Raw genomic sequence first — 23,892 nt, 5'->3', positions numbered from 1 at the left:
GCGTGTGCTCGCCGGCACCAGCTCATCCTTTTTAAGCGTATACAGCTCCGCCAGCGGCTGGCCGTCCTTTAACGGCATCAGATACAGGTCTGGCCGTTTGCGGTTGAGTCGCGCCACCAGCTGGCCGCCCTCCAGCCGTTCATCGACGTGGAACAGGCTGAGTTTCTTGGCCTCACGGGGTACCTGCAGGCGCATATCGTAGATCAGTTGCAGCGAGGCGGTGGGCAAGTGCACATAGGCCCGTGGGCGCTCCAGCAGCATCAGCTGGCCGCAGTGTACCGGGCGTGCTGCGCCGGACTGCGGGGCCAGCACGAAGTGCGGCGTTTCACGGTAGTGCAGGGCGGCAGCGTAAGGGACGGGCAGCCAGGTATCGTTGAAACGCCCGCCAAGCCAGCCCTCTGGGGTTTCCAGCAGGCACTCCTCGGCCACTTCCTGTACAGCCGTGTGCAGCGGCAGGTTCAACTCCTGCGCCGGTACATAACCGGAAATCAGTTTCAGCACCACGTCGCCACGGTCTTGCCGGCGCTGGCGCACCAGCACCCAGTAATCGCGGTTTTGCCAATGCAGGGTAAGGCGCACCGACACGCCCAGGTTTGCCAGTTCGACCACAAAACGCTGCACGTCGGGTAACTGGATCGCCTTGCGCCGCTGCTGGGTCTGGGCAAAGTTCAGCGGCATGCCGATGCTTTGGTAGATCAGGCCTTCAGCCGTGGCCTCGACATGCAGTGGCAGTGTCTTGAAGTTGCTCGGGTTCTTGCGGATCAGCGTTCGCGCCACGAGGCTACTCCTTGCGTCGGGTCAGTCTCCTGGCCCTTGGGCCAGGGGTAACTCAATGCTGGCCCAGGATACGGGCGACGGTGGCCACGTTATGGGCCAGGTGCAACGGGTTGATGGTGCCGACGATAGCACTGCTGACGCCGGGGTGGGCGAACAGCAGCTCAAAGCTGGCCTGCACCGGGTCAACGCCCGGGGCCAGGCAGATATGCCCGCTGGCCAGGGCCTTTTTTACCAGGATGGCCTTGCCGTGTTCGGCAGCGTAGTCCAGCACCGGGCGTTCTGCCTGCTCGTTGAGGTTGTAGGTGACCATGGCGCAGTCGCCTTGCTCCAGCGCCTTCAGGCCGCCGGCGACGGTCTTGCCGGACAGGCCGAAGCCAAGGATCTTGCCCTCCTGCTTGAGCGCTGCCAGGGTCTGGTAGACCTCCTGCTGTTCGAGGATGGCCAGGTCGTTACCGTCGGAATGTACCAGTACCAGTTCGATGCGGTCGGTTTCCAGGCGTCGCAGGCTGCGCTCCACCGAGCGGCGGGTGTGGGCGGCACTGAAATCGAAATGCGATTGGCCTTGATCGAATTCTTCGCCGACCTTGCTGACGATCACCCATTCATCGCGCTGGCCGCGCAGCAGCGGGCCGAGGCGTTCTTCACTGCGGCCATAAGCCGGGGCGGTGTCGATCAGATTGATGCCAAGCTCGCGGGCCTGGGCCAGCAGCAAGCGGGCTTCGTCATCGCCGGGGATGGTGAAGCCGGTGGGGTATTTCACACCTTGGTCGCGGCCCAGTTTTACCGTGCCCAGGCCCAGCGGTGAAACCTTGAAGCCGGTGCTGCCCAGCGGGCGATGGAAGTCGTGCAGGGTTGGCAAGGTCATGGCAGCAGTTGCTCCCAAGCCGTTACGCCCAGCGGTGGGCGTGGCAGGTCGGCCAGGTCGGCTTGTGCTTGTGGACGGATGCCGTCGCGCTCCAGGTGGCTGATGACCCGGTCGCTGAAGTCAGGTGCCAGCGCCAGCTTGGTCGGCCAGCCCACCAGCAGGCGCTGCTGGTCGGCAAGGAAGGCATTGTCCGGGCGTACCAGGCCCGATTGCGCAGGTTCGGCGCGGTCGACGCGCAGGGTGGCCCAGCGCACCAAGCTTTGGTCGACCCATGGCAGCAGGTTGGCGATTTCCTTTTGCGCTGCGGCGATTTGTGCGGCTGGCTCGCGCGCCACGCCATCGGCTTCGGCCAGGTCGCCGCCCAGGTACCAGACCCACTGGCCATCGGCTGCCGGATGGGTGGTCACCGTAACGCGCGGCTTGGGCCCGCCACCCAGGCAGTGAGCGTAAAGGGGTTTCAGGTTGGCGCCTTTGGCCATGACCATGTGCAGCGGCCGTGTTTGCATGGCCGGTTGGTTCAGGCCCAGGGCGTGCAGCAGTTCCTCGGTGCCGGCGCCGGCGCTGAGCACGACGCGTTGGGCACGGATGTCGCGACCGTCAACGCGCAGGCCGACCAGCTCGTCGTTTTCGCGCAGCGGCTCAATGCGCTCCCCAGCCAGCAGGCTGTCGCCCGCCAGTTCGGCCAGGTTGGCCAGCAGGCTGGGCACGTCGATGACCAGTTCGGCCAGGCGGTAAACCTTGCCCTTGAAGGCGCGGTCTTGCAGGGCCGGCGGCAGTTGCTCACCTTTTACTTGGTCGACTCGCCCACGTACGGCCTTGCTGGCGAAGAAGCTGGTGAGGTTGCCGGCCAGGGTGCCTGGCGACCACAGGTAGTGCGCATCGGACAGCAGGCGAGTGCCGCTCAGGTCCAGTTCGCCGCTGCCGCTCAAGGCTTCGCGCCAGCGGCGCGGCATGTCGGCAATGGCTTCCGAGGCGCCGGTCAGGGCACCGTGCAGGGCGTACTTGGTGCCGCCGTGGATGATGCCCTGCGACTTGATGGTCTGCTCGCCGCCAAGGCTGGCGCGCTCCACCAGCACTGTCGAGTAGCCCTGGCGGCGCAGGCGGGCATTGAGCCAGAGGCCTGCGACCCCGGCGCCGACGATCAGCACGTCAGTGGAAATGGCAGATGGCATGGCGGTACCTCGAAGACTGGGACAGCTGGCAAGTATACAGGCTATACCTGAGAGGGCCCTATCGCCGGCAAGCCAGCCTCAGTGCCCAGCCGCTTTCGAAAACAGCTGTATCACCACCACGCCCCCCACAATCATGGCCATGCCCAGCATCGCCGGCACATCGAGCTTCTGCCCGTAGATCACCAATGCCGCCACACTGATCAGCACAATCCCCAGCCCCGACCAGATGGCATAGGCAATCCCTACAGGAATGCTGCGCACCACCAAGGTCAGCATCCAGAAGGCAACGCCATACCCCACCACCATCAGCAGCAGTGGCAACGGCGTGCTCAGGCCCTTCACCGCTTTCATCGAAGCGGTGGCGATGACTTCTGCGCAGATGGCAATGGCGAGGTAGGTGTAGGCATTCATGGCGGGATCCTCCGGTAACTGGTTGGGCATTCTAGACCTTGGCCAGATGCGGTAAAGTCATTACCTATCTGATATGGGGATAGGATGATGGCTGAGCAATGGAGTCTGGAGCAGTTGCGTATTTTTTTGCGCGTCGGCGAATTGCGCTCGTTTTCTGCCGTGGCCCGCGAACAACGCAAGGCCCAATCGGCCATCAGCAATGCCATCGCCCTGCTGGAAGCAGACTTGGGTGTCACGTTGTTCGAGCGCAGCAGCGGCCGGCAACCAAAACTGACCGAAAGTGGCAGCGCGTTGCTGGAAGACGCCCGCGAACTGCTGCGCCAGTGCGAACACCTGGATGGTCGCGCCCTGGCCCTGATGCGCGGGCAGGAGGCCTTGCTGCGGGTTGCTCAGGATGAGGCCATGCCTTATCAACCGGTGATCGACAGCCTCGACGAACTGGCCAGCCGCTTCCCGTACCTGGAGGTACAACTGGCCAGCGGCGCCCAGGGCGATGTAGCGCGCAAGCTGGTTGAGCGCCGAGCCGATCTGGGGCTGTTCTTCCACCATGAAAGCATCCCGTCTTCGCTGGAGCGTCGCGTCCTGGGCAGCGTCGAAATGGTCACGGTGTGCGCAGTCGGCCACCCGCTCGCGGGGCAAGGCCGGGCAACCCGCCAGCAACTGGCGCGCCACCGGCAATTACTCATCACCCCACAGCAAAGCGGTTACCCTGGCGGCGAGGCAATCAGCCCGCAGGTATGGCGTGCCGACAGCTTCTACGCCATGGCTGAACTGCTGATGCGTGGTCTGGGCTGGGCCTGGCTGCCGCGGCACGTGGTGCAGTACCCGACCTACCAGGCGCACATGGTCGAACTGGACAGTGAGTGGCGCCCGCCGGCGCTGGTGGCGGAGCTGGCCTGGCGCCGCGATGAGCCACTGGGGCCCGCTGCGCAGTGGCTGGCCGAGCGCTTTGCAGTACACCTGCGTGCGATCGGGTAAACTTCGCCGCCATGAACAGAACACTCTATACCTTGCTGTTTCACCTGGGCCTGCCGCTGGTTGCGCTGCGCCTGTACCTGCGCGCACGCAAGGCGCCGGCCTATGGCCAGCGTATCGGTGAGCGCTTTGCCTTCAAGCTGCCGACCATGCGCCAGGGCGGCATCTGGGTGCATGCGGTGTCGGTGGGTGAGAGCATTGCTGCCGCGCCCATGGTGCGTGCCCTGCTCAAGGCCTACCCCGAACTGCCCATCACCCTTACCTGCATGACTCCCACCGGTTCCGAGCGTATTCGCGCCATGTTCGCCGACGAACCGCGCGTGCAGCACTGCTACCTGCCCTACGACCTGCCATGGGCGGCGGGGCGTTTTCTCGACCATGTGCGGCCGAAGCTGGGCATCATCATGGAAACCGAGCTGTGGCCCAACCACATCCACCAGTGCGCCAAACGCGGGATTCCGGTAGCGCTGGCCAATGCGCGGTTATCCGAGCGCTCGGCCCGTGGTTATGGGCGCTTTGCCAAGCTGACCCGGCCGATGCTGGCCGAAATGAGCCTGATTGCCGTGCAGACCGAAACCGAGGCGCAGCGTTTCCGTGACCTGGGTGCGCGCACTGAGTGCGTGCAGGTCACCGGCTCGATCAAGTTCGACCTGAAGATTGATGAGCAACTGCTACCACGTGCAAAGGCACTGCGTGAGCAGTGGGGTGCCGAGCAGCGCCCGGTGTGGATTGCTGCCAGCACCCATGAAGGCGAGGATGCGCTGATTTTGCAGGCGCACCGGCAGTTGTTGCAGGTGCATGGCGATGCCTTGCTGATCCTGGTGCCGCGCCATCCCGAGCGATTCAATGCGGTACACGCGTTGTGCAGCGAGCAATTCGCCACCGTGCGCCGTTCTGCTGGCACGCCGGTCGATGGGCAAACCCGGGTATTGCTGGGCGACACCATGGGCGAACTGCTGTTCCTGTATGCCTTGGCCGACATTGCCTTCGTCGGTGGCAGCCTGGTAGCGACCGGCGGGCACAACCCGTTGGAGCCTGCGGCGCTTGCCTTGCCGGTGCTCATGGGGCCGCATGTGTTCAACTTCCTAGAAATCAGCGCGATGCTGCGCGAGGCGGGGGCGTTGCAGCAGGTGGATGATACCGATGGACTGGCCGGTGCTGTGCGGCGTCTGGTCGAGCTGCCGCAGGATGCCCAACGCATGGGTGAGGCGGGCAGGGCGGTGATGCAGGCCAATCAGGGGGCGCTGCAGCGCTTGCTCGATGGGCTGAGTGCGCTTATCCGCTGATTATTGCATCGCCTTCTTCGCGGGCTTGCCCGCTCCCACAGGATTTGAATTGTGGGAGCGGGCGAGCCCGCGAAAAAGCCAACATCTATCTCAAGGGCGGCGCTCGAAGTTCTTCGCCGCGGCAGCCGCCAGGTCCGGTGGCAGGAAGTCCTTGTCCGGGTTGTAGTCCGCTTTCAGGTAACGCTTGAGGTCCTGCAGGTCTTGCGGGCTCAGGGTGCCGGCTGCCTGCTTCAGGCTCAGGTTGTCGAGAATGTAGTCATAGCGGCTGTTGTTGTAGTCGCGCACCGAGGTGTACAGCTGGCGCTGGGCATCGAGCACGTCGACGATGTTGCGTGTACCGACCTGGTAACCGATTTCGGTGGCTTCCAGCGCACTCTGGTTGGAGATGATCGACTGCTTGCGCGCCTGTACCTGCTCTACATCGGTGTTCACCGCGCGGTGCAGGTTGCGGGTGTTTTCCACCACCTGGCGGCGCAGGCTTTCGCGTTGCTGCTCGCTCTGGCTCAGGCGCTGGTAGGCCTCGCGCACCTGCGAGCTGGTCAGGCCGCCGCTGTAGATCGGGATGTTCAGTTGCAGGCCGATGCTGGTCTGCTCGACATCGCCGCCGTAGCGCGTGACGGGGGCTGGTGCGGGGTTGGTGAAACCGAAGTTGTCGTTGTCACCTTTCTGGTACTTGGCCACTGCGTCAAGGGTCGGCGCATGGCCGGCCTTGCGCTGGCGCAGGGTTTCTTCGGCGGCGGAAACCGCGTAGTTGGTCGCCAACAGGTTGAGGTTCTGGCGACCAGCGGTTTCTACCCAGGCCTTGGCGTCGTTAGGTGTAGGCACCTGCACCGGCAGGGTGTGCACCACCCCCTGGATCGAGGTGTATTCGCGGTTGGTCAGGGTCACCAGGGCCTCGAAGGCGTCTTGCACCTGGCGTTCGGCGATGATCCGGTTGGCCCGGGCGGTGTCGTAGCTGGCTTGGGACTGCAGCACGTCGGTCTTGTCGGAAAGGCCGACGTCGAAGCGTTCGTTGGACTGGTCCAGCTGGCGTTTGAAGGCCGCTTCCTCGGCCTTGGTCGCGGCCAGGTTGTCCTGTGCGCGAAGTACGGCGAAGTAGTTCTGCGCGGTTTGCAGGATCAGGTTCTGCTCGGTCGCCGACAGCTCCAGCGCTGCCTGTTCGTTGACCGCTTCGGCCGCTTGCAGCTGGAACCAGCGGTCAGCGCGGAAGATCGGCTGAGCCAGGGTGGCGCTCCAGGTGTTGCCGCTGCGGTTGCTGGTGGTCGATGGTTCGTCCAGCTTGGTGCGCGTGTTCAGCATTTCTGCGCCGGCCGACAGGTTTGGCAGCAACCCGGCACGGGCTTGGGGCACCACCTCTTTGCGGGCGCCGTAATCGGCGCGTGCCGCCGCCAGGTCGGCGTTGTTGTCGACCGCTTCCTGATAGACGCTGACCAGGTCGGTCTTTACTGATTGGGGCACGTCCGCTGCCCAGACCACTCCGTTGGACGCACAAGACACGGCTATCGCCAGTGAGAGTTTGCGCAGCATAGAGGCAATCCTTGTACGAAATTTAATTACTGAACTGTTGAGTATCGCGCGACGGGCCAGTGTAGTGCCATGCGCACCCGGCAACAATCGCTTGGTGTGCCTTTCATCATCCGCTCATTTACCCGCTTGGCTTTGCCGACCACTCCAGTCTAGACTGCGCAGGTTCTTGTCGGGGTGCCTTGAAGCAAAGGCTGAGATCGCAGAGGTGCGGATCCCGTTGAACCTGATCAGGTTAGCGCCTGCGTAGGGAACAAGATTGCTCGCCTTCCCGGGGAGCCTCTTGTGCCAGGTCCGGGATTGTCACAGCTGCATGCAGCTTCAGGCACCCCCATACCCGGCACTGCACTCCAAAGAGGGTGCGTCCGCGCGTTTCAGGTTCACCCCGACATTCCACTGCTAGGAAGCCGTCTGGAGAGCCTGTGATGACCAAACAAGAAAAAGCGATCAACCTCAGCGAATCGGCACAAGTCGATCAGCAGTCCGTGCAACCGTTCCCGCGTTCGCGCAAGGTCTATGTCGAAGGCTCGCGCCCGGACATCCGTGTACCCATGCGTGAAATCAGCCTGGATGACACCCCTACCGATTTTGGTGGCGAGACCAATGCCCCGGTGCTGGTGTACGACACCTCCGGCCCATACACCGACCCCAACGTGATCATCGACGTGCGCAAAGGCCTGGCCGACGTGCGTTCAGCGTGGATCGACGTCCGTGGTGACACCGAGCGCCTGGACGGCCTGAGCTCCGACTTCGGCCAGCAGCGCCTGAACGACGCCGAGCTGGCCAAGCTGCGTTTCGCCCATGTGCGCAACCCGCGTCGTGCCAAGGCGGGCGCCAACGTCTCGCAGATGCACTATGCCCGCCAGGGCATCATCACCGCCGAGATGGAATACGTGGCCATCCGCGAAAACATGAAGCTGCAGGAGGCCCGTGCAGCTGGCCTGCTCAAAGAGCAGCACGCTGGCCACAGCTTCGGTGCCAACATCCCGAAAGAAATCACCCCCGAATTCGTCCGCCAGGAAATCGCCCGTGGCCGCGCGATCATTCCGGCCAACATCAACCACCCGGAAGTTGAGCCGATGATCATCGGCCGCAATTTCCTGGTGAAGATCAACGGCAACATCGGCAACAGCGCCTTGGGGTCCTCGATCGAGGAAGAAGTGGCCAAGCTGACCTGGGGCATCCGCTGGGGCTCGGACACGGTCATGGACCTGTCCACCGGCAAGCACATTCACGAAACCCGCGAGTGGATCATCCGCAACTCGCCGGTGCCGATCGGCACCGTGCCGATCTATCAGGCCCTGGAAAAGGTCAACGGCGTGGCCGAGGACCTGACCTGGGAGCTGTTCCGCGACACACTGATCGAGCAGGCCGAGCAGGGGGTGGACTACTTCACTATCCACGCCGGTGTGCTGCTGCGTTATGTGCCGCTGACCGCCAAGCGTGTCACCGGTATCGTCAGCCGTGGGGGCTCGATCATGGCCAAGTGGTGCCTGGCGCATCACAAGGAAAACTTCCTGTACACCCACTTCGACGAAATCTGCGAAATCATGAAGGCCTACGACGTCAGCTTCTCGCTGGGCGACGGCCTGCGCCCTGGCTCGATTGCCGACGCCAACGACGCCGCGCAGTTCGGTGAGCTGGAAACCCTCGGCGAACTGACCAAGATTGCCTGGAAGCACGACGTGCAATGCATGATCGAAGGCCCTGGCCACGTGCCGATGCAATTGATCAAAGAGAACATGGACAAGCAGCTGGAGTGCTGCGACGAAGCGCCGTTCTACACCCTCGGCCCACTGACCACCGACATTGCTCCGGGCTACGACCACATCACTTCGGGTATTGGTGCGGCGATGATCGGCTGGTTCGGTTGCGCCATGCTGTGCTACGTCACGCCCAAGGAACATTTGGGCCTGCCGAACAAAGACGACGTCAAGACCGGCATCATCACCTACAAGATCGCCGCGCATGCCGCCGACCTTGCCAAGGGCCACCCAGGTGCGCAGATTCGCGACAACGCCCTGTCGAAGGCGCGTTTCGAGTTCCGTTGGGAAGACCAGTTCAACCTTGGCCTTGACCCGGACACGGCCCGTGCCTTCCACGACGAGACGCTGCCGAAGGAGTCGGCCAAGGTCGCGCACTTCTGCTCGATGTGCGGGCCGAAGTTCTGCTCGATGAAGATCACCCAGGAAGTGCGTGAGTACGCCGCCAAGATCGAGGCCGTGGATGTGACGGTCGAAGAAGGCATGCGTGAGCAGGCCGAGCGGTTCCGCCAGGAAGGCAGCCAGCTGTACCACAAAGTGTAAGAACGCTGGGGCCGCTTAGCGGCCCTTTCGCGACACAAGGCCGCTCCCACAGGGACCGCACAAGGCTCAAGGCCTGCGCGGCCACTGTGGGAGCGGCCTTGCGTCGCGATTTGAGGACGAAGTCCTTGCCAAGAACACCAACAACATTGCCGGCGAGCGCCAACCATGACATCACCCAGCCAATTCTCCCCCGACCACCCGGTCCCCACCCACCAGCGTATCTTCGGTGCCCGCGACCTGTTTTCGCTGTGGTTCTCCCTAGGCATCGGCCTGATGGTGCTGCAAGTCGGTGCCATGCTGGCGCCAGGCCTGGGCCTTGCCGGCGCGGTGCTGGCCATCGCCCTGGGCACCGGTGTCGGTGTGCTGTTGCTGGGCGCCGCCGGGGTGATCGGCAGCGACACCGGCCTGTCCGCCATGGGCACGTTGAAACTCAGCCTGGGCAGCCATGGCGCGCGTTTGCCGGCGTTGCTCAACCTGCTGCAACTGGTGGGCTGGGGCGCGTTCGAAATCATCGTCATGCGCGATGCTGCCAGCCTGTTGGGCGCGCGAGCCTTCGGTGAGGAGAGTGCCTGGAACAGCCCGATGCTGTGGACCCTGTGTTTCGGTGCGCTAGCCACCTTGCTGGCCGTCAGCGGGCCACTGGCCTTCGTGCGCAAGGTGCTGCGCGCCTGGGGGATCTGGTTGCTGCTGGGCGCTTGCGTCTGGCTCACCTGGAACCTGTTCGCCAAGGCCGACCTGGCTGATCTGTGGAGCCGCGCGGGTGACGGTTCGATGTCCCTGGCGGTGGGCTTTGATATCGTCATCGCCATGCCGCTGTCCTGGTTGCCACTGATTGCCGACTACTCGCGTTTCGCCCGCAACGGCAAGCATGTGTTCGGTGGCACGGTCGTGGGCTATTTCATCGGCAACACCTGGCTGATGAGCCTGGGCGTGGCCTACACCCTGGCTTTCGCCGCCAGTGGCGAAGTCAATGCGCTGCTGCTGGCGCTGGCGGGGGCCGGCATGGGTATCCCGTTGCTGCTGATTCTGCTGGATGAGTCGGAAAAAGCCTTCGCCGACATCCACTCGGCGGCAGTTTCAACCGGTGTGCTGCTGCCGCTGAAGGTCGAGCACCTGGCACTTGCGATCGGCGTGCTGTGCACCTTGATCGCCCTGCTGGCCCCCTTGGCCCAGTATGAGAACTTCCTGTTGCTGATCGGTTCGGTATTCGCGCCGCTGTTCGGTGTGGTGCTGATGGACCATTACGTGATCCGTCGTCGTCGCCTGCCTGCGCAAATCGATGGCTTGCACTGGCAAGCGCTGGTGGCCTGGTTTGCGGGTGTGGCGGCCTATCACCTGATTGCCGCTAATGCACCGGAACTGGGCGCTACCCTGCCAGCATTGCTGCTGGCAGGTGTGCTGCATGGGCTGCTAAGCCTCAGCCGCGGCCGGGAAACAGCTCAGGCTTGAGCACGCCATTGAGGCGTGGGTAGGGGATCTTCAATTCCACGTGGCCCATGGAGTAGGGCGCGATGGCATAGACCTCGTACTTGACCACTACCGCGCCGTACGTCAGGGCGATGTGCGGCGACTTCTTGAACGGCCAGGTTTTGACGAACTCGGCGTCCTTGTCCATGCCCACGCTCATCAACCAGGCGCGGTGTGACTCCTCGACGGTTTTCCAGAAGGTGTCCTCCTGGCCCGGCACCAACATGTCCTGCAGGGTCAGTACCTTGTCCAGCTTGCGCGAGTAGTTGATGAAGCCACGCCCCGGCATGCCGTGGGCGCCACCGCTGTCCAGGTAGCTGGACAACTCGATGATCACCAGCCCGTCATGCTGCTCGCGTACCTTGGCCTGCAAGTAGCTGCTGTTACGTTTGTCGGCATTGGCCAGGTATTGCTGTTCGTAGGCCTGCAGGGTGCTTGGCGCGGTGCCATGCTGATTGTCTTCGGTCAATTGCAGCAGGCGTTTTTCAACGATGCCATCGAGCTTGGGCAGGGCCGGGAAGTGGACCATGTCGATATTCACCAGCGGGCAGTCACGCTCGCTGCAGCCGGGTTTGACATGCTCCCAGGCGTCGCGCTTGACCTCGAGCGGAGCCCGGTAGTTGGGCGTGAACAGGCTCTGGCAGGCGCCTAGAGCGAGTGCCAGCACGGCCACGGAAGTCAGTTTGACAAGTGTCATGATGATCCTTGCAGAACAGGGAAAAGTCGGCCTTTGACCGTCTGCGCGGCCTTCAGTTCGCCACTAAGCTAACAGAGTGAAGACCTGCTGTCCCGAGTGCGCCAGCGGTTGCCAGAAAGGGATGAAACCGGCAGGCGTGCAGAGTAGGATGGCGCGAAGCAGTATTCGAGGTAATGAGGATTTCCATGTCAGACGCGTTGAACTCAGTGCCCAAGGGCTTCGAAATCATCGAGCGGGCCAATTGCTTCCAGGGCTTTTACAAGCTCGACAAGCTACGCCTGCGCCATGAGTTGTTTGCCGGGGGCATGGGCCGCGAGATCAGCCGTGAACTGTTCGTGCGCCATGATGCCGTGTGCGTGCTGCCGTACGACCCGTTGCGCGATGAAGTGGTGCTGATCGAACAGTTCCGTGTGGGTGCACTGGACAAGGTCGATAACCCCTGGCTGATCGAAATGGTTGCCGGGCTGATCGACAAGGACGAGCAACCCGAGGAAGTCGCTCACCGCGAAGCTGAGGAAGAAGCTGGCCTGACATTCAGCGCCCTGTGGCCTATGACGCGTTACTTCCCGTCGCCTGGCGGTAGTGACGAATATGTTCACCTGTTCCTTGGCCGTTGCAGCAGCCAGGGCGCGGGCGGCCTGCATGGCCTGGAAGAAGAGGGTGAAGACATCCGTGTGCGTGTGTGGTCGTTCGAGGATGCCTTGCAGGCGGTGCGCGACGGGCGCATCTGCAACGCAGCGACCATCATTGGCCTGCAATGGCTGGCGCTGAACCGTGACGAAGTACGAGGTATGTGGAAGTGAACCTGCTGCGTGAGCGCTATCGAGTCGACCTGGTCGGGCTGCAGGCAGCCTGCGAGGCCAACTACGCCCGGCTGATGCGTCTGTTGCCTGACATGCGCACCACTCAAAGCTCGCGCCGTATCGGTATGACCCAGGGCGACCAGATGCTCGGTGTGCTGGTGCTCGACGTGGTCCTGGCCTGCCCATACACCACCACGTTGCACGTGCGCCAGGAACACAGCCTGCCGTGGTTGCCCGTGCCGCACCTGGAGGTGCAGGTGTACCACGATGCACGCATGGCCGAAGTGGTCAGCGCCGAACACACCCGGCGCCTGCGCAGTATTTACCCCTACCCGAACGCGGCCATGCATCAGCCGGACGAAAAGGCCCAGCTCAACCTGTTCCTCGGTGAATGGCTCAGCCACTGCCTGGCCTGTGGCCATGAACTGGCAAGTGTTCGCTGAATTGTGACGTGGGTCGGTTGCGGGTGTTTGCTCGTGACCTTCGCGCAGCCATAATTCGTGCTGAAATCGTTCGAGGAGATGGCCGTTGTCGCCGCCAGACCAATCCCGCCCCGTGCATGTGGTGCAACTGACCGATGCCCACCTGTTCGCCGACCCGGCCGGCAGCATGCTGGGCCTGAAAACCCGTGACAGCCTGCGCCATGTGGTGGCCCAGGTGCGGCGCGAGCAGCCGCTTGTCGATTTGTTGCTGTGTACGGGCGACCTGTCCCAGGACGCCAGCGTTGCATCCTATGAAGCGTTTCGTGAACTGACCGCAACGTTTGCCGCGCCCACCCGCTGGTTGCCGGGCAACCATGACGAGGCCCAGGTGATGGCGCACGTGGCGCCAGAGCTGGTACAAGCGGTCACCGATATGGGTACGTGGCGCGTCATCATGCTCAACACCGCCGTGCACGGCGCTACCCACGGGTTTCTCGAAGATGGCCAGTTGGCCGTGTTGAAAGAAGCCTTGAAAGATGCGGGCGAGCGGCATTGCCTGGTGTGTTTCCACCATCAGCCGGTGGACATTGGCTGCGCCTGGATCGCGCCGATCGGCTTGCGCAATGCCCAGGCGCTGTTCGACATTGTCGAGGGTTATCCACAGGTGCGGGCCTTGCTGTGGGGGCATGTGCATCAGGAGTGGGATGAAGTACGCGGGGGGCGGCGTTTGCTGGCTACTCCGTCGACCTGTATCCAGTTCGCCGCACGCAGCGAAGACTTCAAAGTGAGCGAAGAACAGCCGGGCTACCGCTGGTTGCGTCTGCATGCCGACGGGCGGCTGGAAACCGGGGTGGAGCGGGCGCTGGACTTCGCTGTGAAACTCGACTTCGATAGCCCAGGGTATTGAAGAAATTGTTGCGAAACCCGTGACACTGCGTCAAAACCCGGCGAACGCGCTACACTGCGCGTCCCTGCGCCCGCACCATCAGGCGCGAAGCCACAGATTCCGGGGGCAGCATGTCGGGTTCCATCCTCTATATCCATGGCTTCAACAGCTCGCCGCTTTCGACCAAGGCGCGCCAGCTCGAAGCCGTGATGCAGCAACTGGGCTTGTCGGCCCAGCTACGTGTGCCCGCCTTGCACCACCACCCACGCCAGGCCATCGCCCAGCTCGAAGCGGCCATCGCCGAACTTGGTGCGCCACTGTTGGTGGGCAGTTCGCTCGGCGGCTACTATGCCACCCATCTGGCCGAGCGCTATGGCCTCAAGGCGTTGCTGGTCAACCCGGCGGTAACCCCGCACAAGCATTTCGACGGTTACCTGGGCACCCAGCGCAATCACTACAGCGGTGAAACCTGGGAGCTGACCCACGACCACGTGCAGGCACTGGCCGAGCTGGAAGTGCCGGCCCCGGTAGATGCCAGCCGCTATCAAGTGTGGCTGCAGACCGCCGATGAAACCCTGGACTATCGCCACGCCGAGCGCTATTACCGTGCTTGTGCCCTGCGCATTCAGGCCGGTGGCGACCACAGCTTCCAAGGCTTCGCCGAGCGCCTGCCGGCACTGTTGGCGTTCGCCGGCATTGCCCGTGGGCAGTATGCTGCGCTCGATTTTTCTGTATTTTGACTTTTTGCACTCACCAGACTGACGACGAGACCCTATGGCCAATCCCAGCGCTAGCGCCTATAACGCAGACGCCATCGAAGTCCTCTCGGGCCTTGACCCGGTCCGCAAGCGGCCGGGCATGTACACCGATACCAGCCGCCCCAACCACCTGGCCCAGGAAGTCATCGACAACAGTGTCGACGAAGCCCTGGCCGGCCACGCGCGTTCGGTGCAGGTCATCCTGCATGCCGACCACTCGCTGGAAGTCAGCGACGACGGCCGTGGCATGCCGGTGGACATCCACCCGGAAGAGGGCGTGTCCGGGGTCGAGCTGATCCTCACCAAGCTGCACGCTGGCGGCAAGTTCTCCAACAAGAACTACCAGTTTTCTGGCGGCCTGCATGGTGTGGGCATTTCGGTGGTCAACGCCCTGTCGACCCAGGTGCGCGTGCGTGTCAAACGTGACGGCAACGAATACCAGATGACGTTCGCCGACGGCTTCAAGGCCAGCGAGCTGGAAGTGGTCGGCTCGGTCGGCAAGCGCAACACCGGCACCAGCGTGTACTTCAGCCCCGACCCCAAGTACTTCGACTCGGCCAAGTTTTCCATCAGCCGCCTCAAGCACGTGCTCAAGGCCAAGGCAGTACTGTGCCCGGGCCTGCTGGTCACCTTCGAGGACAAGGCCAGCGGCGAGAAAGTCGAGTGGCATTATGAAGATGGCCTGCGTTCTTACCTGGTCGATTCGGTCAGCGAATTCCAGCGTCTGCCCGACGAGCCGTTCTGCGGCAGCCTGGCTGGCAACAAGGAAGCCGTGGACTGGGCGTTGCTGTGGTTGCCAGAAGGTGGCGACAGCATCCAGGAAAGCTACGTCAACCTGATCCCCACCGCTCAGGGCGGCACCCATGTCAACGGCTTGCGTCAGGGCCTGCTGGATGCCATGCGTGAGTTCTGCGAGTTCCGCAATTTGCTGCCGCGTGGCGTGAAGCTTGCGCCAGAGGACATCTGGGAGCGCATTTCCTTCGTGCTCTCGATGAAAATGCAGGAGCCGCAGTTCTCTGGGCAGACCAAAGAGCGCCTGTCATCGCGCGAGGCGGCCGCGTTCGTTTCCGGCGTGGTCAAGGACGCCTTCAGCCTTTGGCTCAACGCCCACCCCGAGCTGGGCATGCAACTGGCAGAGCTGGCCATCAGCAACGCCGGGCGCCGCCTCAAGGCCAGTAAAAAGGTCGAACGCAAGCGCATCACCCAGGGCCCCGCACTGCCTGGCAAGCTGGCCGATTGCGCCGGCCAGGACCCGATGCGTGCCGAACTGTTCCTGGTTGAGGGTGACTCGGCAGGTGGCTCGGCCAAGCAGGCGCGGGACAAGGAGTTCCAGGCCATCCTGCCGCTGCGCGGCAAGATCCTCAACACCTGGGAAGTGGACGGTGGCGAAGTCCTGGCCAGCCAGGAAGTGCATAACATTGCCGTGGCCATCGGCGTAGATCCGGGTGCCACCGACCTTGCGCAGCTGCGCTACGGCAAGATCTGCATCCTCGCCGACGCCGACTCCGACGGGCTGCACATCGCCACGCTGCTGTGCGCGCTGTTCGTCCAGCACTTCCGTGCGCTGGTCGAGGCCGGGCATGTGTACGTGGCCATGCCGCCGCTGTACCGCATCGACCTTGGCAAGGAAATCTACTACGCCCTCGACGAAGCCGAGCGTGACGGCATTCTCGACCGCCTGGTGGCCGAGAAGAAGCGCGGCAAGCCGCAGGTCACCCGCTTCAAGGGCCTGGGCGAGATGAACCCGCCACAGCTGCGCGAAACCACCATGGACCCGAACACCCGGCGCCTGGTGCAGTTGACCCTGGATGACGTGGAGGCCACCTGCGAGCTGATGGACAAGCTGTTGGCCAAGAAGCGCGCCGGTGACCGCAAGAGTTGGCTGGAAACCAAAGGCAACCTGGCCGAGGTCATGGTTTGATTCGGCAAGTACTTGCCGTTTGCCTTGCGCTGGTTGCCCTGCCTTGCCTGGCGGGCAACTGGCCAGAGCTGAAGCTCAGTGGCGAGCACCCGATCGATGGCATGCGCGGTGGCAACCTGTCTGGCCTGGCGCAATGTCGGGGCGGGCTGTGGGGTGTTTCCGATCGCGACGACGACCGCATTTACCGCTTCGACCAGCAGAACACCACCTGGCGCGCACAACCGCTTACCTTCACCCCGCCAACGCCGCCGGAAAGCGGCCTGCCGTGGGGGCTGAAGTCGCGCAACTGGGCAGCGTCGTACATTCGCGGTGGCGAGCTGGATTTCGAAGGCATCACCTGTGACCAGGCGGGTAACCTGTACCTGGTCAGTGAAGCCCATGCCGCGGTGCTGCAATTGCCGCTGCAAGGCGAGCCGGACTGGTTGAAGATCGACCCGGCCATGGTGCGTCAGGCCCGGGCCAGTGGCATGTTGCTGAACTTCAATGCCCTGTTCGAAGGCTTGGCGATCAACCCGGCGGGGGACCGTCTGTGGCTGGCCGCCGAGCGTGAACGCCGCGGCCTGGTGGCTATCGAGCGCCAGCAATCGGTATGGACCTGCGGGCGTAGTTGCGTGCTGCTGAGCGAGGCCGGGGTCGAGATGCAGCCGGCGCAAATGCCCGATGCCCGGGCCTTGTCGCGCGATTTCGCCGACCTGGCCTGGTACGAGGGCAAGCTGTTTACCCTCGAACGTAACGCCTACCGGGTGTGCCGGCGGGATGCCGACAGTGGCAAGGTCGAGCGTTGCTGGTCGTTCGCTGCCGATGCGCTGGTGGAATCACGCCGCTATTCGCAGCCGTTTGGCCTTGCCGAAGCACTGGTGATCGATGCCAAGGGTGCCTGGATCGGCCTGGACAACAACAACGGCGCCCGCGCCGATGGCGAAACCCGCCCGATCGTCTGGCGTTTTGATGCGCCGCAAGGCGGCTGGAGCGCCAAGCCATGAGCCAGGCGCCGGGCAAGCGCGCGGGCAGGGTGCTGATGGTCGTCGCTTGGGCGGCGGCGCTGTTCCTTGCCACGCGCTTTTTCGGCCAATGGGAAGACAGCCAGCGCAACCCCAATAGCCAGGTGCAGTCCGAGCATGGCGAAGGTTTTATCGAAGTGCGCCTGTTGGGCAACGGCCAAGGGCACTTCGTGCTCGACGGTGCGATCAACGGCCAGGTGGTGCACTTCATGCTCGACACCGGTGCCACCGACGTGGCGATCCCTGAAGCGCTGGCCCGCGAGTTGAACCTCGAACGCGGCAGCCCGGTGCTGCTCAGCACTGCCAACGGCCGTACCGAGGGTTACCGCACGCGTCTGGCCAGCCTGCAATTGGGCGATATCCGCCTGCAGGACGTACGCGCCATCGTGGTACCGGGCCTGGACGGGCCCACCGTATTGCTGGGCATGAGTGCCCTGCAGCAACTTGAATTTACCCAGCGCGGCGGCACCATGCTGTTGCGCCAGAACCTGAAATGACGAGGCCCGCATGAGCGACTCACTGGAACTCAGCCTGGACGGTGTCGAACGCCGCTCGCTGGCTGACTTCACCGAACAGGCCTACCTCAACTACTCCATGTACGTGATCATGGACCGCGCCTTGCCGCACATCGGCGACGGCCTGAAGCCGGTGCAGCGACGCATCGTCTACGCCATGAGCGAGTTGGGGCTCGATGCCGATTCCAAGCACAAGAAGTCGGCGCGTACCGTCGGTGACGTGCTCGGCAAGTTCCATCCCCACGGCGACTCGGCCTGCTACGAGGCCATGGTGCTGATGGCGCAGCCGTTCAGCTACCGCTATACCCTGGTCGATGGCCAGGGCAACTGGGGTGCGCCGGACGATCCGAAGTCGTTCGCCGCCATGCGTTACACCGAAGCGCGGTTGTCGCGCTACGCCGAAGTGCTGCTTAGCGAAGTCGGCCAGGGCACCGTGGACTGGGTGCCGAACTTCGACGGCACCTTGCAGGAGCCGGCCGTGTTACCGGCGCGCCTGCCCAATATCCTGCTCAATGGCACCACCGGTATCGCCGTGGGCATGGCCACCGACGTGCCGCCGCACAACCTGCGTGAAGTAGCCAGCGCGTGCGTGCGCCTGCTCGACGAGCCCAAGGCCACCATCGAGCAGCTGTGCGAGCATATCCAGGGGCCGGATTACCCGACCGAGGCCGAAATCGTCACGCCACGGGCCGAAATCCTCAAAATGTACGAAAGTGGCCGTGGCTCGATCCGCATGCGCGCCGTGTACCGTGTCGAGGATGGCGACGTCGTTGTCACCGCGCTGCCGCACCAGGTCTCCGGGGCCAAGGTGCTGGAGCAGATCGCCGCACAGATGCAGGCCAAGAAGCTGCCGATGGTCGCCGACCTGCGCGACGAGTCGGACCACGAAAACCCGTGCCGTATCGTCATCATCCCTCGGTCCAATCGCGTGGATGCCGACGAGCTGATGCAGCACCTGTTTGCCACCACCGACCTGGAGAGCACCTACCGGGTCAACGTGAATATCATCGGCCTCGACGGCCGGCCGCAGTTGAAAAACCTGCGAACCATCCTGGTGGAGTGGCTGGAGTTCCGTACCAATACCGTTCGTCGCCGCTTGCAGCACCGTCTGGATAAGGTCGAGAAGCGCTTGCACCTGTTGGACGGTTTGCTCACCGCGTTCCTCAACCTGGATGAAGTGATCCACATCATCCGTACCGAGGAGCACCCCAAGCAGGCGTTGATCGCCCGCTTCGAACTCACCGAAATCCAGGCCGACTACATCCTCGAGACCCGCCTGCGGCAGTTGGCGCGCCTGGAAGAAATGAAGATCCGCGGCGAACAGGACGAGTTGCTGAAGGAGCAAGCCAAGCTGCAGGCCCTGCTGGGCAGCGAGGCCAAACTGCGCAAGTTGGTGCGCAGCGAGCTGATCAAGGATGCCGAAACCTATGGCGACGATCGCCGTTCGCCAATTGTCGAGCGCGCCGAAGCCAAGGCCCTGTCGGAAAACGAGCTGATGCCGACCGAGCCGGTCACCGTGGTGCTCTCCGAGAAGGGCTGGGTGCGCTGCGCCAAGGGCCATGACATCGACGCCACCGGCCTTTCCTACAAGGCTGGCGACGGCTTCAAGGCCGCTGCGGCCGGGCGCTCCAACCAGTTTGCCGTGCTGATCGATTCCACCGGGCGCAGCTACTCGCTGCCCGCCCACAGCCTGCCATCGGCGCGTGGCCAGGGCGAGCCGCTGACAGGCCGCCTGACACCGCCACCGGGGGCCACTTTCGAATGCGTACTGCTGCCTGATGACGATGCGCTGTACGTGGTGGCTTCGGATGCCGGCTACGGCTTCGTGGTCAAAGGTGAAGACCTGCAGGCCAAGAACAAGGCCGGCAAAGGTTTGCTCAGCCTGCCCAACGGCGCCAAGGTCATGACCCCACGCCCGGTGGCGGACCGCGAGCAGGACTGGCTGGCGGCGGTGACCACCGAAGGTCGCCTGTTGGTGTTCAAGGTCAGCGACCTGCCACAGCTGGGTAAAGGCAAGGGCAACAAGATCATTGGCGTGCCCGGCGACCGGGTGGCCAGCCGTGAAGAATTTGTCACCGATCTGGCCGTGATTCCTGAAGGTGCAACCCTTGTATTGCAGGCCGGCAAGCGTACCCTGTCTTTGAAAGGGGACGATCTGGAGCATTACAAGGGCGAGCGTGGGCGGCGCGGCAGCAAGCTGCCACGCGGGTTCCAGCGCGTCGATGGGTTGCAGGTGGAAGTGCCGGCGTAACGGCCAGAAATGTCTGGAACGGCAATTTCAGCGCCGTTCCGGGCAGAAATGCTGGAGTCGGACGGTTATTTCGCGGATGATATGGCCCTTGCGGTGCCGACGTAGTCGTGTGCCCGTTTGAATCTACATGTATCACTGCGGTGTGCCTTGTGGCGGCCGCCTGGATGGGATGATGAAATTTCTGCGCCTTCCATTTGCGCTGTTGATGACTGGCCTGCTGGGCCTTGGCGGGTGCACCATGCATCAGCCGGTTGCCCTGTACCAGCTCGACAGTGGTGATCCTGGCCAGCCTTCGCAGAGTGCGGGCATGGCCGTGGTGCTCGGCCCGGTATCGGTGGCCGATTACCTGCAGCGTGAAACCTTTCTGCAGCGTCAAGCCGATGGCAGCCTGAGTGCGGCGACCGACGGCCGTTGGGCTGGCAGCCTTTCGTCGGATATCGACCAACTGCTGGTGCGCCAACTGGCCTGGCGTCTGGACAGCCAACGCGTTGTGCTGGCACCGGCGACCACGGGCTTCAGCCCGGACGTGCAGGTGTTGTTGTCGATCACTCGCCTGGACTCGGGCAAGGATCAGCCGGCCATACTGGATGCCCAGTGGCGTCTGCTCGACCGCCGTGGCCATGTGCGTGACAACCGTATCGTTCACCTCGAACAGCCGCACGAGGGCAGCGAATCGTCGCAGGTTCAGGCTCAGGGCCAACTGCTGCAGAAGCTGGCCGAACAGCTGAGCACAGCGCTGAAGCCGCTGGCCAACCAGCCGGCGATTGCCGAAGAGTCGCCTAAAAAGCCCGCTGCGCCGGTACAGGTGAAGAAGGCACCGGAGAAATCCAAGATCCCGATGGCCTCCCCGATTCGTACCGATATGGAAGTTTATCGGTTCTGATCGAACTGCCAGGTACGAAAAAGCCCGCGATCATGCGGGCTTTTTTTTGCCTCTACAGAGAGGCCGCTTCCATAGCTGTCAGGCCCTGCGCTCGTGCATCCGCGCCAGCTGCCGTTCCAGCATCGACGGGTAGGGCTCCATCAGGCGCTCTACGCAGCAGGCGCCTTCTGGGCTGGCAATCGGACGAATGCGGGCGCGCTGACGAATCAGCGCGTCATCGCTGATCTGCCGCTCCACCAACAACAGGTTGCGGCTGTGCTGCGACAGTGCCAAAGCATCCTGAACCTTCTCGGCCATCAGCAGATCAACCAGTTCCAGCCCATGCAGGTCGTTGCCCAGCACCAAGCCCAGTTGCAGCTGCAAGGTGATGCCGCTGTCGGCCACTTCGATCTGCAGAGCATGGCCCAGGGCGCGCAACAGCTCGCCGCAACAAATGGCGTTGGTCAGATAGTCTTCGCCACACTCGCGGCTGTGGAACAGCACCAGGGTGCTGCCATCGTCGAGCGTGTGGGTTTCGCCGTCGTAGAGTGAGGCCGCGTGCTCCAGGCAGTCGCGGTAGCGCTCGGTCAGCTCGGTCAGGCGTGTGCGTGGCAGGCGGCGCAGTTGCTCCTGCGAGCCCAGCTGCACGGCCAGTACGGCGCTGTACTGCGGCTCATCGGACTCGACCAGCGCGGCGGCTTTGGGCGCAGGGTCGTCGTCCAGCAGGCCGGCGAAGGCTTCGTCGTCATGCTCGTCTTCCACGGCGACAACCTTGGCGCGCGGCGCGGCCTTGGCGGGGGGGGCAGCTTCGTGCAGGTCGTCAAACGACTCGTCGTCGTCTTCCTCGAGCTCTGGTTCTGGCGGCGGCGGTGGAGCCAGGCGTGCATGCAGCTGGCGGGCGATGTCGCCAATCTCGTCCTGGCGGTCGGTGGCCGGGGTATAGGGCTGTGGGTCGCGCAGCCATACCCGCAGTTGCAGCAGCGGCAGGGTGATGTAGCGGCCTTGACGCAAGCTCAGGGCCAAGGCCAGGGCCAGCAGAATCGCGGCCAGAATGCCCATGCTCTGCAGGCTGATCAACATCGGCTGCTGGAACTGGCTCATGTCCAGGCTGATGCGCAACTGCCCGGCTGTCACGTCCTGGAAGGTGATCTTGGTCTGGTACAGGCCTTCGGCTTCGCCCAACAGGCTGTTGCGCGGGCGCTGGCCAGCTTCGGCGAGGATACGGTTGTCCACGCTGTAGATCGCCGCATGGGCCACCAGCGGGTTTTTCACCAGGTTGCCGAGCAGCACATTGAGGCTGAGGATGTCGTTCGACACCAGCAGCTCGGTTGCCGACGTGGCAGTCTGGGTGGTCAGGCTCTGCCCCAGGGCATCGGCCTGCTCATGCATGGCCTGCTTGAACTGCAGGCCCATCACGCAGGCGTAGATCACCAGCGCCAGCGCCACCAGGAAGATGTTGGTGCAGGCGATGCGCAGTGCCAGCGGCACGCGACGTTGACTCAGGGCACGATAGATCATCAGGAAGAAGTTATCTGGTTTGACTGGCGTTGGCCGGTTCACTGAGCTCGGCTCTTAATGGCATGAAAGTGGGGGGAGTATAGCGAGCCGGGTTTTGTCGGCAAAGTATCGTTGGCGCCCGATGGTCATGGAAAATCGGTAGAATGCGCATTTTTCATCGAAGTCGGAGCCAGGTTGTGCGCGAAATCGTCCTGATCAACATCACCGGTGAGGACCGTCCCGGTCTCACTGCGGCTATCACCGGCGTCCTGCTGCAGGGCGGTGTGAGTATCCTCGACATCGGCCTGGCGGTCATGCACGGCACCTTGTCGTTTGGCATCCTGGTCGATATCCCGGACAACGAAGTGGCGACTGCCCTGCTGCAAAGCGTGCAGGCCAAGGCCCACGAGCTGAACCTGCAGGCCCGCTACACCCCGATTTCCGAGGCGGATTACCAGCACTGGGCCGATGGCCATGGCGAAGCGCGCCACATCGTTACGCTGCTCAGCCGCAAGATCACCCCCGAGCAGTTGCAGCGGGTGAGTGCGGTGATCAGCCAGTACGGCCTGACCATCGAGCGCATCGAGCGCCTGTCGGCCCGTGTGGCGCTGGATGCCGAAACCGACAAGGGCAAGGCAGCCGTCGAGATTTCCGTGCGCGGCGTACCGAGCGATGCCCAGGCCCTGCGTGCCGATTTCTTTGCCTTGGCTGAAGCGCTGAGCATCGACATCGCCTTCCAGAAAGACGACCTGTTCCGCCGCAACCGCCGCCTGGCCGTGTTCGACATGGATTCCACGCTGATTGAGGCTGAAGTCATCGACGAGCTGGCCAAGGCGGCCGGTGTGGGCGAGCAGGTCGCGGCGATCACCGAGCGTGCCATGCGCGGGGAGCTGGATTTCCGCGCCAGTTTCAAGGAGCGCATGGCGCTGCTCAAGGGCCTGGATGTGGGGGTGCTGGACGAAATCGGTGCCTCGCTGCGCCTGACCGAGGGTGCCGAAAACCTGTTCGCCGAGCTCAAGCGCCTGGGTTACAAGACTGCGATCCTGTCCGGTGGCTTTACCTACTTCGCCCGCCAGGTGCAGGCACGCCTGGGTATCGACTATGTGTTCGCCAACGAGCTGGAAGTGGTCGATGGCAAGGTGACCGGGGTGGCGGTAGAGCCGATCGTCGACGCCCAGCGCAAAGCCGAGCTGTTGCAAAAGCTGGCCAACGAAGAAGGCTTGCAGCTGGAGCAGACCATTGCCGTGGGGGATGGTGCCAACGACCTGCCGATGCTGTCGCTGGCTGGGCTGGGTGTCGCGTTCCGTGCCAAGCCGCTGGTGCGCCAATCGGCCAAGCAGGCTATTTCTACCCTGGGGTTGGATGGCGTGCTGTACCTGCTGGGCCTACGCGACCGCGACGCGCGCGGCTAGTTTGTCGTTGTATCTTCAGTGCCTGTGAGATCGAGCGCCGCGCGGGTGGCGCTCGATCTCACAGGCGCTAAATAAACCGCGCCC

The 23,892-nt window shown here is 63.4% G+C and carries 21 protein-coding genes and 1 riboswitch; of the genes, 14 read left to right on the top strand and 7 right to left on the bottom strand.

Annotated elements, in window-relative coordinates:
- From APH42_RS18470 to APH42_RS18455, 4 genes are all read right to left on the bottom strand, one after another.
- On the bottom strand, positions 1 to 777 hold a 777-nt coding region (locus tag APH42_RS18470), incomplete at its 3' end, for a hypothetical protein (protein ID WP_060493961.1).
- 52 nt (positions 778 to 829) lie between these two features.
- Positions 830 to 1,642 carry an aldo/keto reductase gene (locus APH42_RS18465; RefSeq protein WP_012274492.1) on the bottom strand — a complete coding sequence of 271 codons (813 nt, stop codon included), beginning with the start codon at positions 1,640 to 1,642 and terminating at the stop codon, positions 830 to 832.
- Entirely contained in the window at positions 1,639 to 2,814 is a 1,176-nt protein-coding gene (locus APH42_RS18460) for an FAD-binding oxidoreductase (RefSeq protein WP_060493960.1), read from the bottom strand. Before APH42_RS18460 ends, APH42_RS18465 begins: the two co-directional genes overlap by 4 nt.
- Before the next feature lie 78 nt (positions 2,815 to 2,892).
- Complete coding sequence (locus tag APH42_RS18455) at positions 2,893 to 3,225, bottom strand: multidrug efflux SMR transporter (RefSeq protein WP_012274490.1); 333 nt, start codon at positions 3,223 to 3,225, stop codon at positions 2,893 to 2,895.
- A gap of 87 nt (positions 3,226 to 3,312) precedes the next feature.
- Here APH42_RS18455 and APH42_RS18450 point away from each other — a divergent pair, with 87 nt between their 5' ends.
- Positions 3,313 to 4,203, top strand: a complete 891-nt coding sequence (locus APH42_RS18450; RefSeq protein ID WP_060493962.1) for a LysR family transcriptional regulator — start codon at positions 3,313 to 3,315, stop codon at positions 4,201 to 4,203.
- An 11-nt stretch (positions 4,204 to 4,214) separates the two neighbouring features.
- Positions 4,215 to 5,486 (top strand): lipid IV(A) 3-deoxy-D-manno-octulosonic acid transferase, encoded by a 1,272-nt coding sequence (gene waaA, locus APH42_RS18445; RefSeq protein WP_060493959.1) that lies wholly within the window; start codon positions 4,215 to 4,217, stop codon positions 5,484 to 5,486.
- A 90-nt stretch (positions 5,487 to 5,576) separates the two neighbouring features.
- Here waaA and APH42_RS18440 read toward each other — a convergent pair whose 3' ends face one another.
- Positions 5,577 to 7,013 (bottom strand): TolC family outer membrane protein, encoded by a 1,437-nt coding sequence (locus tag APH42_RS18440; RefSeq protein WP_012274487.1) that lies wholly within the window; start codon positions 7,011 to 7,013, stop codon positions 5,577 to 5,579.
- 160 nt (positions 7,014 to 7,173) lie between these two features.
- Positions 7,174 to 7,280, top strand: a riboswitch (TPP riboswitch).
- 155 nt (positions 7,281 to 7,435) lie between these two features.
- Here APH42_RS18440 and thiC point away from each other — a divergent pair.
- Entirely contained in the window at positions 7,436 to 9,316 is a 1,881-nt protein-coding gene (thiC, locus tag APH42_RS18435) for a phosphomethylpyrimidine synthase ThiC (RefSeq protein ID WP_060493958.1), read from the top strand.
- A gap of 165 nt (positions 9,317 to 9,481) precedes the next feature.
- Positions 9,482 to 10,765, top strand: coding sequence for a putative hydroxymethylpyrimidine transporter CytX (cytX, locus tag APH42_RS18430; RefSeq protein WP_012274485.1), 1,284 nt, complete (start codon positions 9,482 to 9,484; stop codon positions 10,763 to 10,765).
- On the opposite strand, the gene APH42_RS18425 is transcribed toward cytX, so the two are convergent.
- Entirely contained in the window at positions 10,734 to 11,480 is a 747-nt protein-coding gene (locus APH42_RS18425; RefSeq protein ID WP_012274484.1) for an RsiV family protein, read from the bottom strand. The two genes, cytX and APH42_RS18425, sit on opposite strands and share 32 nt — an antisense overlap.
- Positions 11,481 to 11,665: 185 nt before the next feature.
- On the opposite strand from APH42_RS18425, the gene APH42_RS18420 reads away from it, so the two are divergent.
- The 9 genes from APH42_RS18420 to APH42_RS18380 all read left to right on the top strand — a co-directional run bounded on the left by APH42_RS18420 (position 11,666) and on the right by APH42_RS18380 (position 20,920).
- Positions 11,666 to 12,283 carry an NUDIX domain-containing protein gene (locus APH42_RS18420; RefSeq protein ID WP_012274483.1) on the top strand — a complete coding sequence of 206 codons (618 nt, stop codon included), beginning with the start codon at positions 11,666 to 11,668 and terminating at the stop codon, positions 12,281 to 12,283.
- The gene (locus APH42_RS18415) at positions 12,274 to 12,726 is read left to right on the top strand and encodes a DUF1249 domain-containing protein (RefSeq protein ID WP_041166609.1); all 453 of its coding nucleotides are present in this window, start codon (positions 12,274 to 12,276) and stop codon (positions 12,724 to 12,726) included. Before APH42_RS18420 ends, APH42_RS18415 begins: the two co-directional genes overlap by 10 nt.
- A gap of 85 nt (positions 12,727 to 12,811) precedes the next feature.
- Entirely contained in the window at positions 12,812 to 13,612 is an 801-nt protein-coding gene (cpdA, locus tag APH42_RS18410) for a 3',5'-cyclic-AMP phosphodiesterase (protein ID WP_012274481.1), read from the top strand.
- A gap of 110 nt (positions 13,613 to 13,722) precedes the next feature.
- The gene (locus APH42_RS18405) at positions 13,723 to 14,331 is read left to right on the top strand and encodes a YqiA/YcfP family alpha/beta fold hydrolase (RefSeq protein WP_060493957.1); all 609 of its coding nucleotides are present in this window, start codon (positions 13,723 to 13,725) and stop codon (positions 14,329 to 14,331) included.
- 34 nt (positions 14,332 to 14,365) lie between these two features.
- Entirely contained in the window at positions 14,366 to 16,270 is a 1,905-nt protein-coding gene (parE, locus tag APH42_RS18400) for a DNA topoisomerase IV subunit B (protein ID WP_060493956.1), read from the top strand.
- The gene (locus APH42_RS18395) at positions 16,267 to 17,253 is read left to right on the top strand and encodes an esterase-like activity of phytase family protein (protein WP_012274478.1); all 987 of its coding nucleotides are present in this window, start codon (positions 16,267 to 16,269) and stop codon (positions 17,251 to 17,253) included. The genes parE and APH42_RS18395 overlap by 4 nt, the downstream gene beginning before the upstream one ends.
- Entirely contained in the window at positions 17,250 to 17,768 is a 519-nt protein-coding gene (locus APH42_RS18390; RefSeq protein ID WP_012274477.1) for a TIGR02281 family clan AA aspartic protease, read from the top strand. Before APH42_RS18395 ends, APH42_RS18390 begins: the two co-directional genes overlap by 4 nt.
- Before the next feature lie 10 nt (positions 17,769 to 17,778).
- Positions 17,779 to 20,037: a DNA topoisomerase IV subunit A gene (gene parC, locus APH42_RS18385; protein ID WP_012274476.1), complete on the top strand. Its 2,259-nt coding sequence runs from the start codon at positions 17,779 to 17,781 to the stop codon at positions 20,035 to 20,037.
- A 172-nt stretch (positions 20,038 to 20,209) separates the two neighbouring features.
- A complete protein-coding gene (locus APH42_RS18380; RefSeq protein WP_041166608.1) occupies positions 20,210 to 20,920 on the top strand; it encodes a membrane integrity-associated transporter subunit PqiC in 711 nt (236 codons plus the stop codon).
- Positions 20,921 to 20,998: 78 nt separating this feature from the next.
- Here APH42_RS18380 and APH42_RS18375 read toward each other — a convergent pair whose 3' ends face one another.
- Positions 20,999 to 22,459, bottom strand: a complete 1,461-nt coding sequence (locus tag APH42_RS18375; RefSeq protein WP_041166607.1) for an AhpA/YtjB family protein — start codon at positions 22,457 to 22,459, stop codon at positions 20,999 to 21,001.
- Between the two features lie 134 nt (positions 22,460 to 22,593).
- Between APH42_RS18375 and serB the strand changes: the two genes are divergently transcribed.
- On the top strand, positions 22,594 to 23,808 hold the full coding sequence (gene serB, locus APH42_RS18370) for a phosphoserine phosphatase SerB (RefSeq protein ID WP_012274473.1): 1,215 nt from the start codon (positions 22,594 to 22,596) through the stop codon (positions 23,806 to 23,808).
- Positions 23,809 to 23,892: the final 84 nt, after the last annotated feature.

The sequence above is a fragment of the Pseudomonas sp. NBRC 111140 genome (assembly GCF_001320885.1).
GTDB classification, from domain to species: domain Bacteria; phylum Pseudomonadota; class Gammaproteobacteria; order Pseudomonadales; family Pseudomonadaceae; genus Aquipseudomonas; species Aquipseudomonas putida_P.
This window is presented reverse-complemented; position numbering and strand designations above follow the sequence as displayed.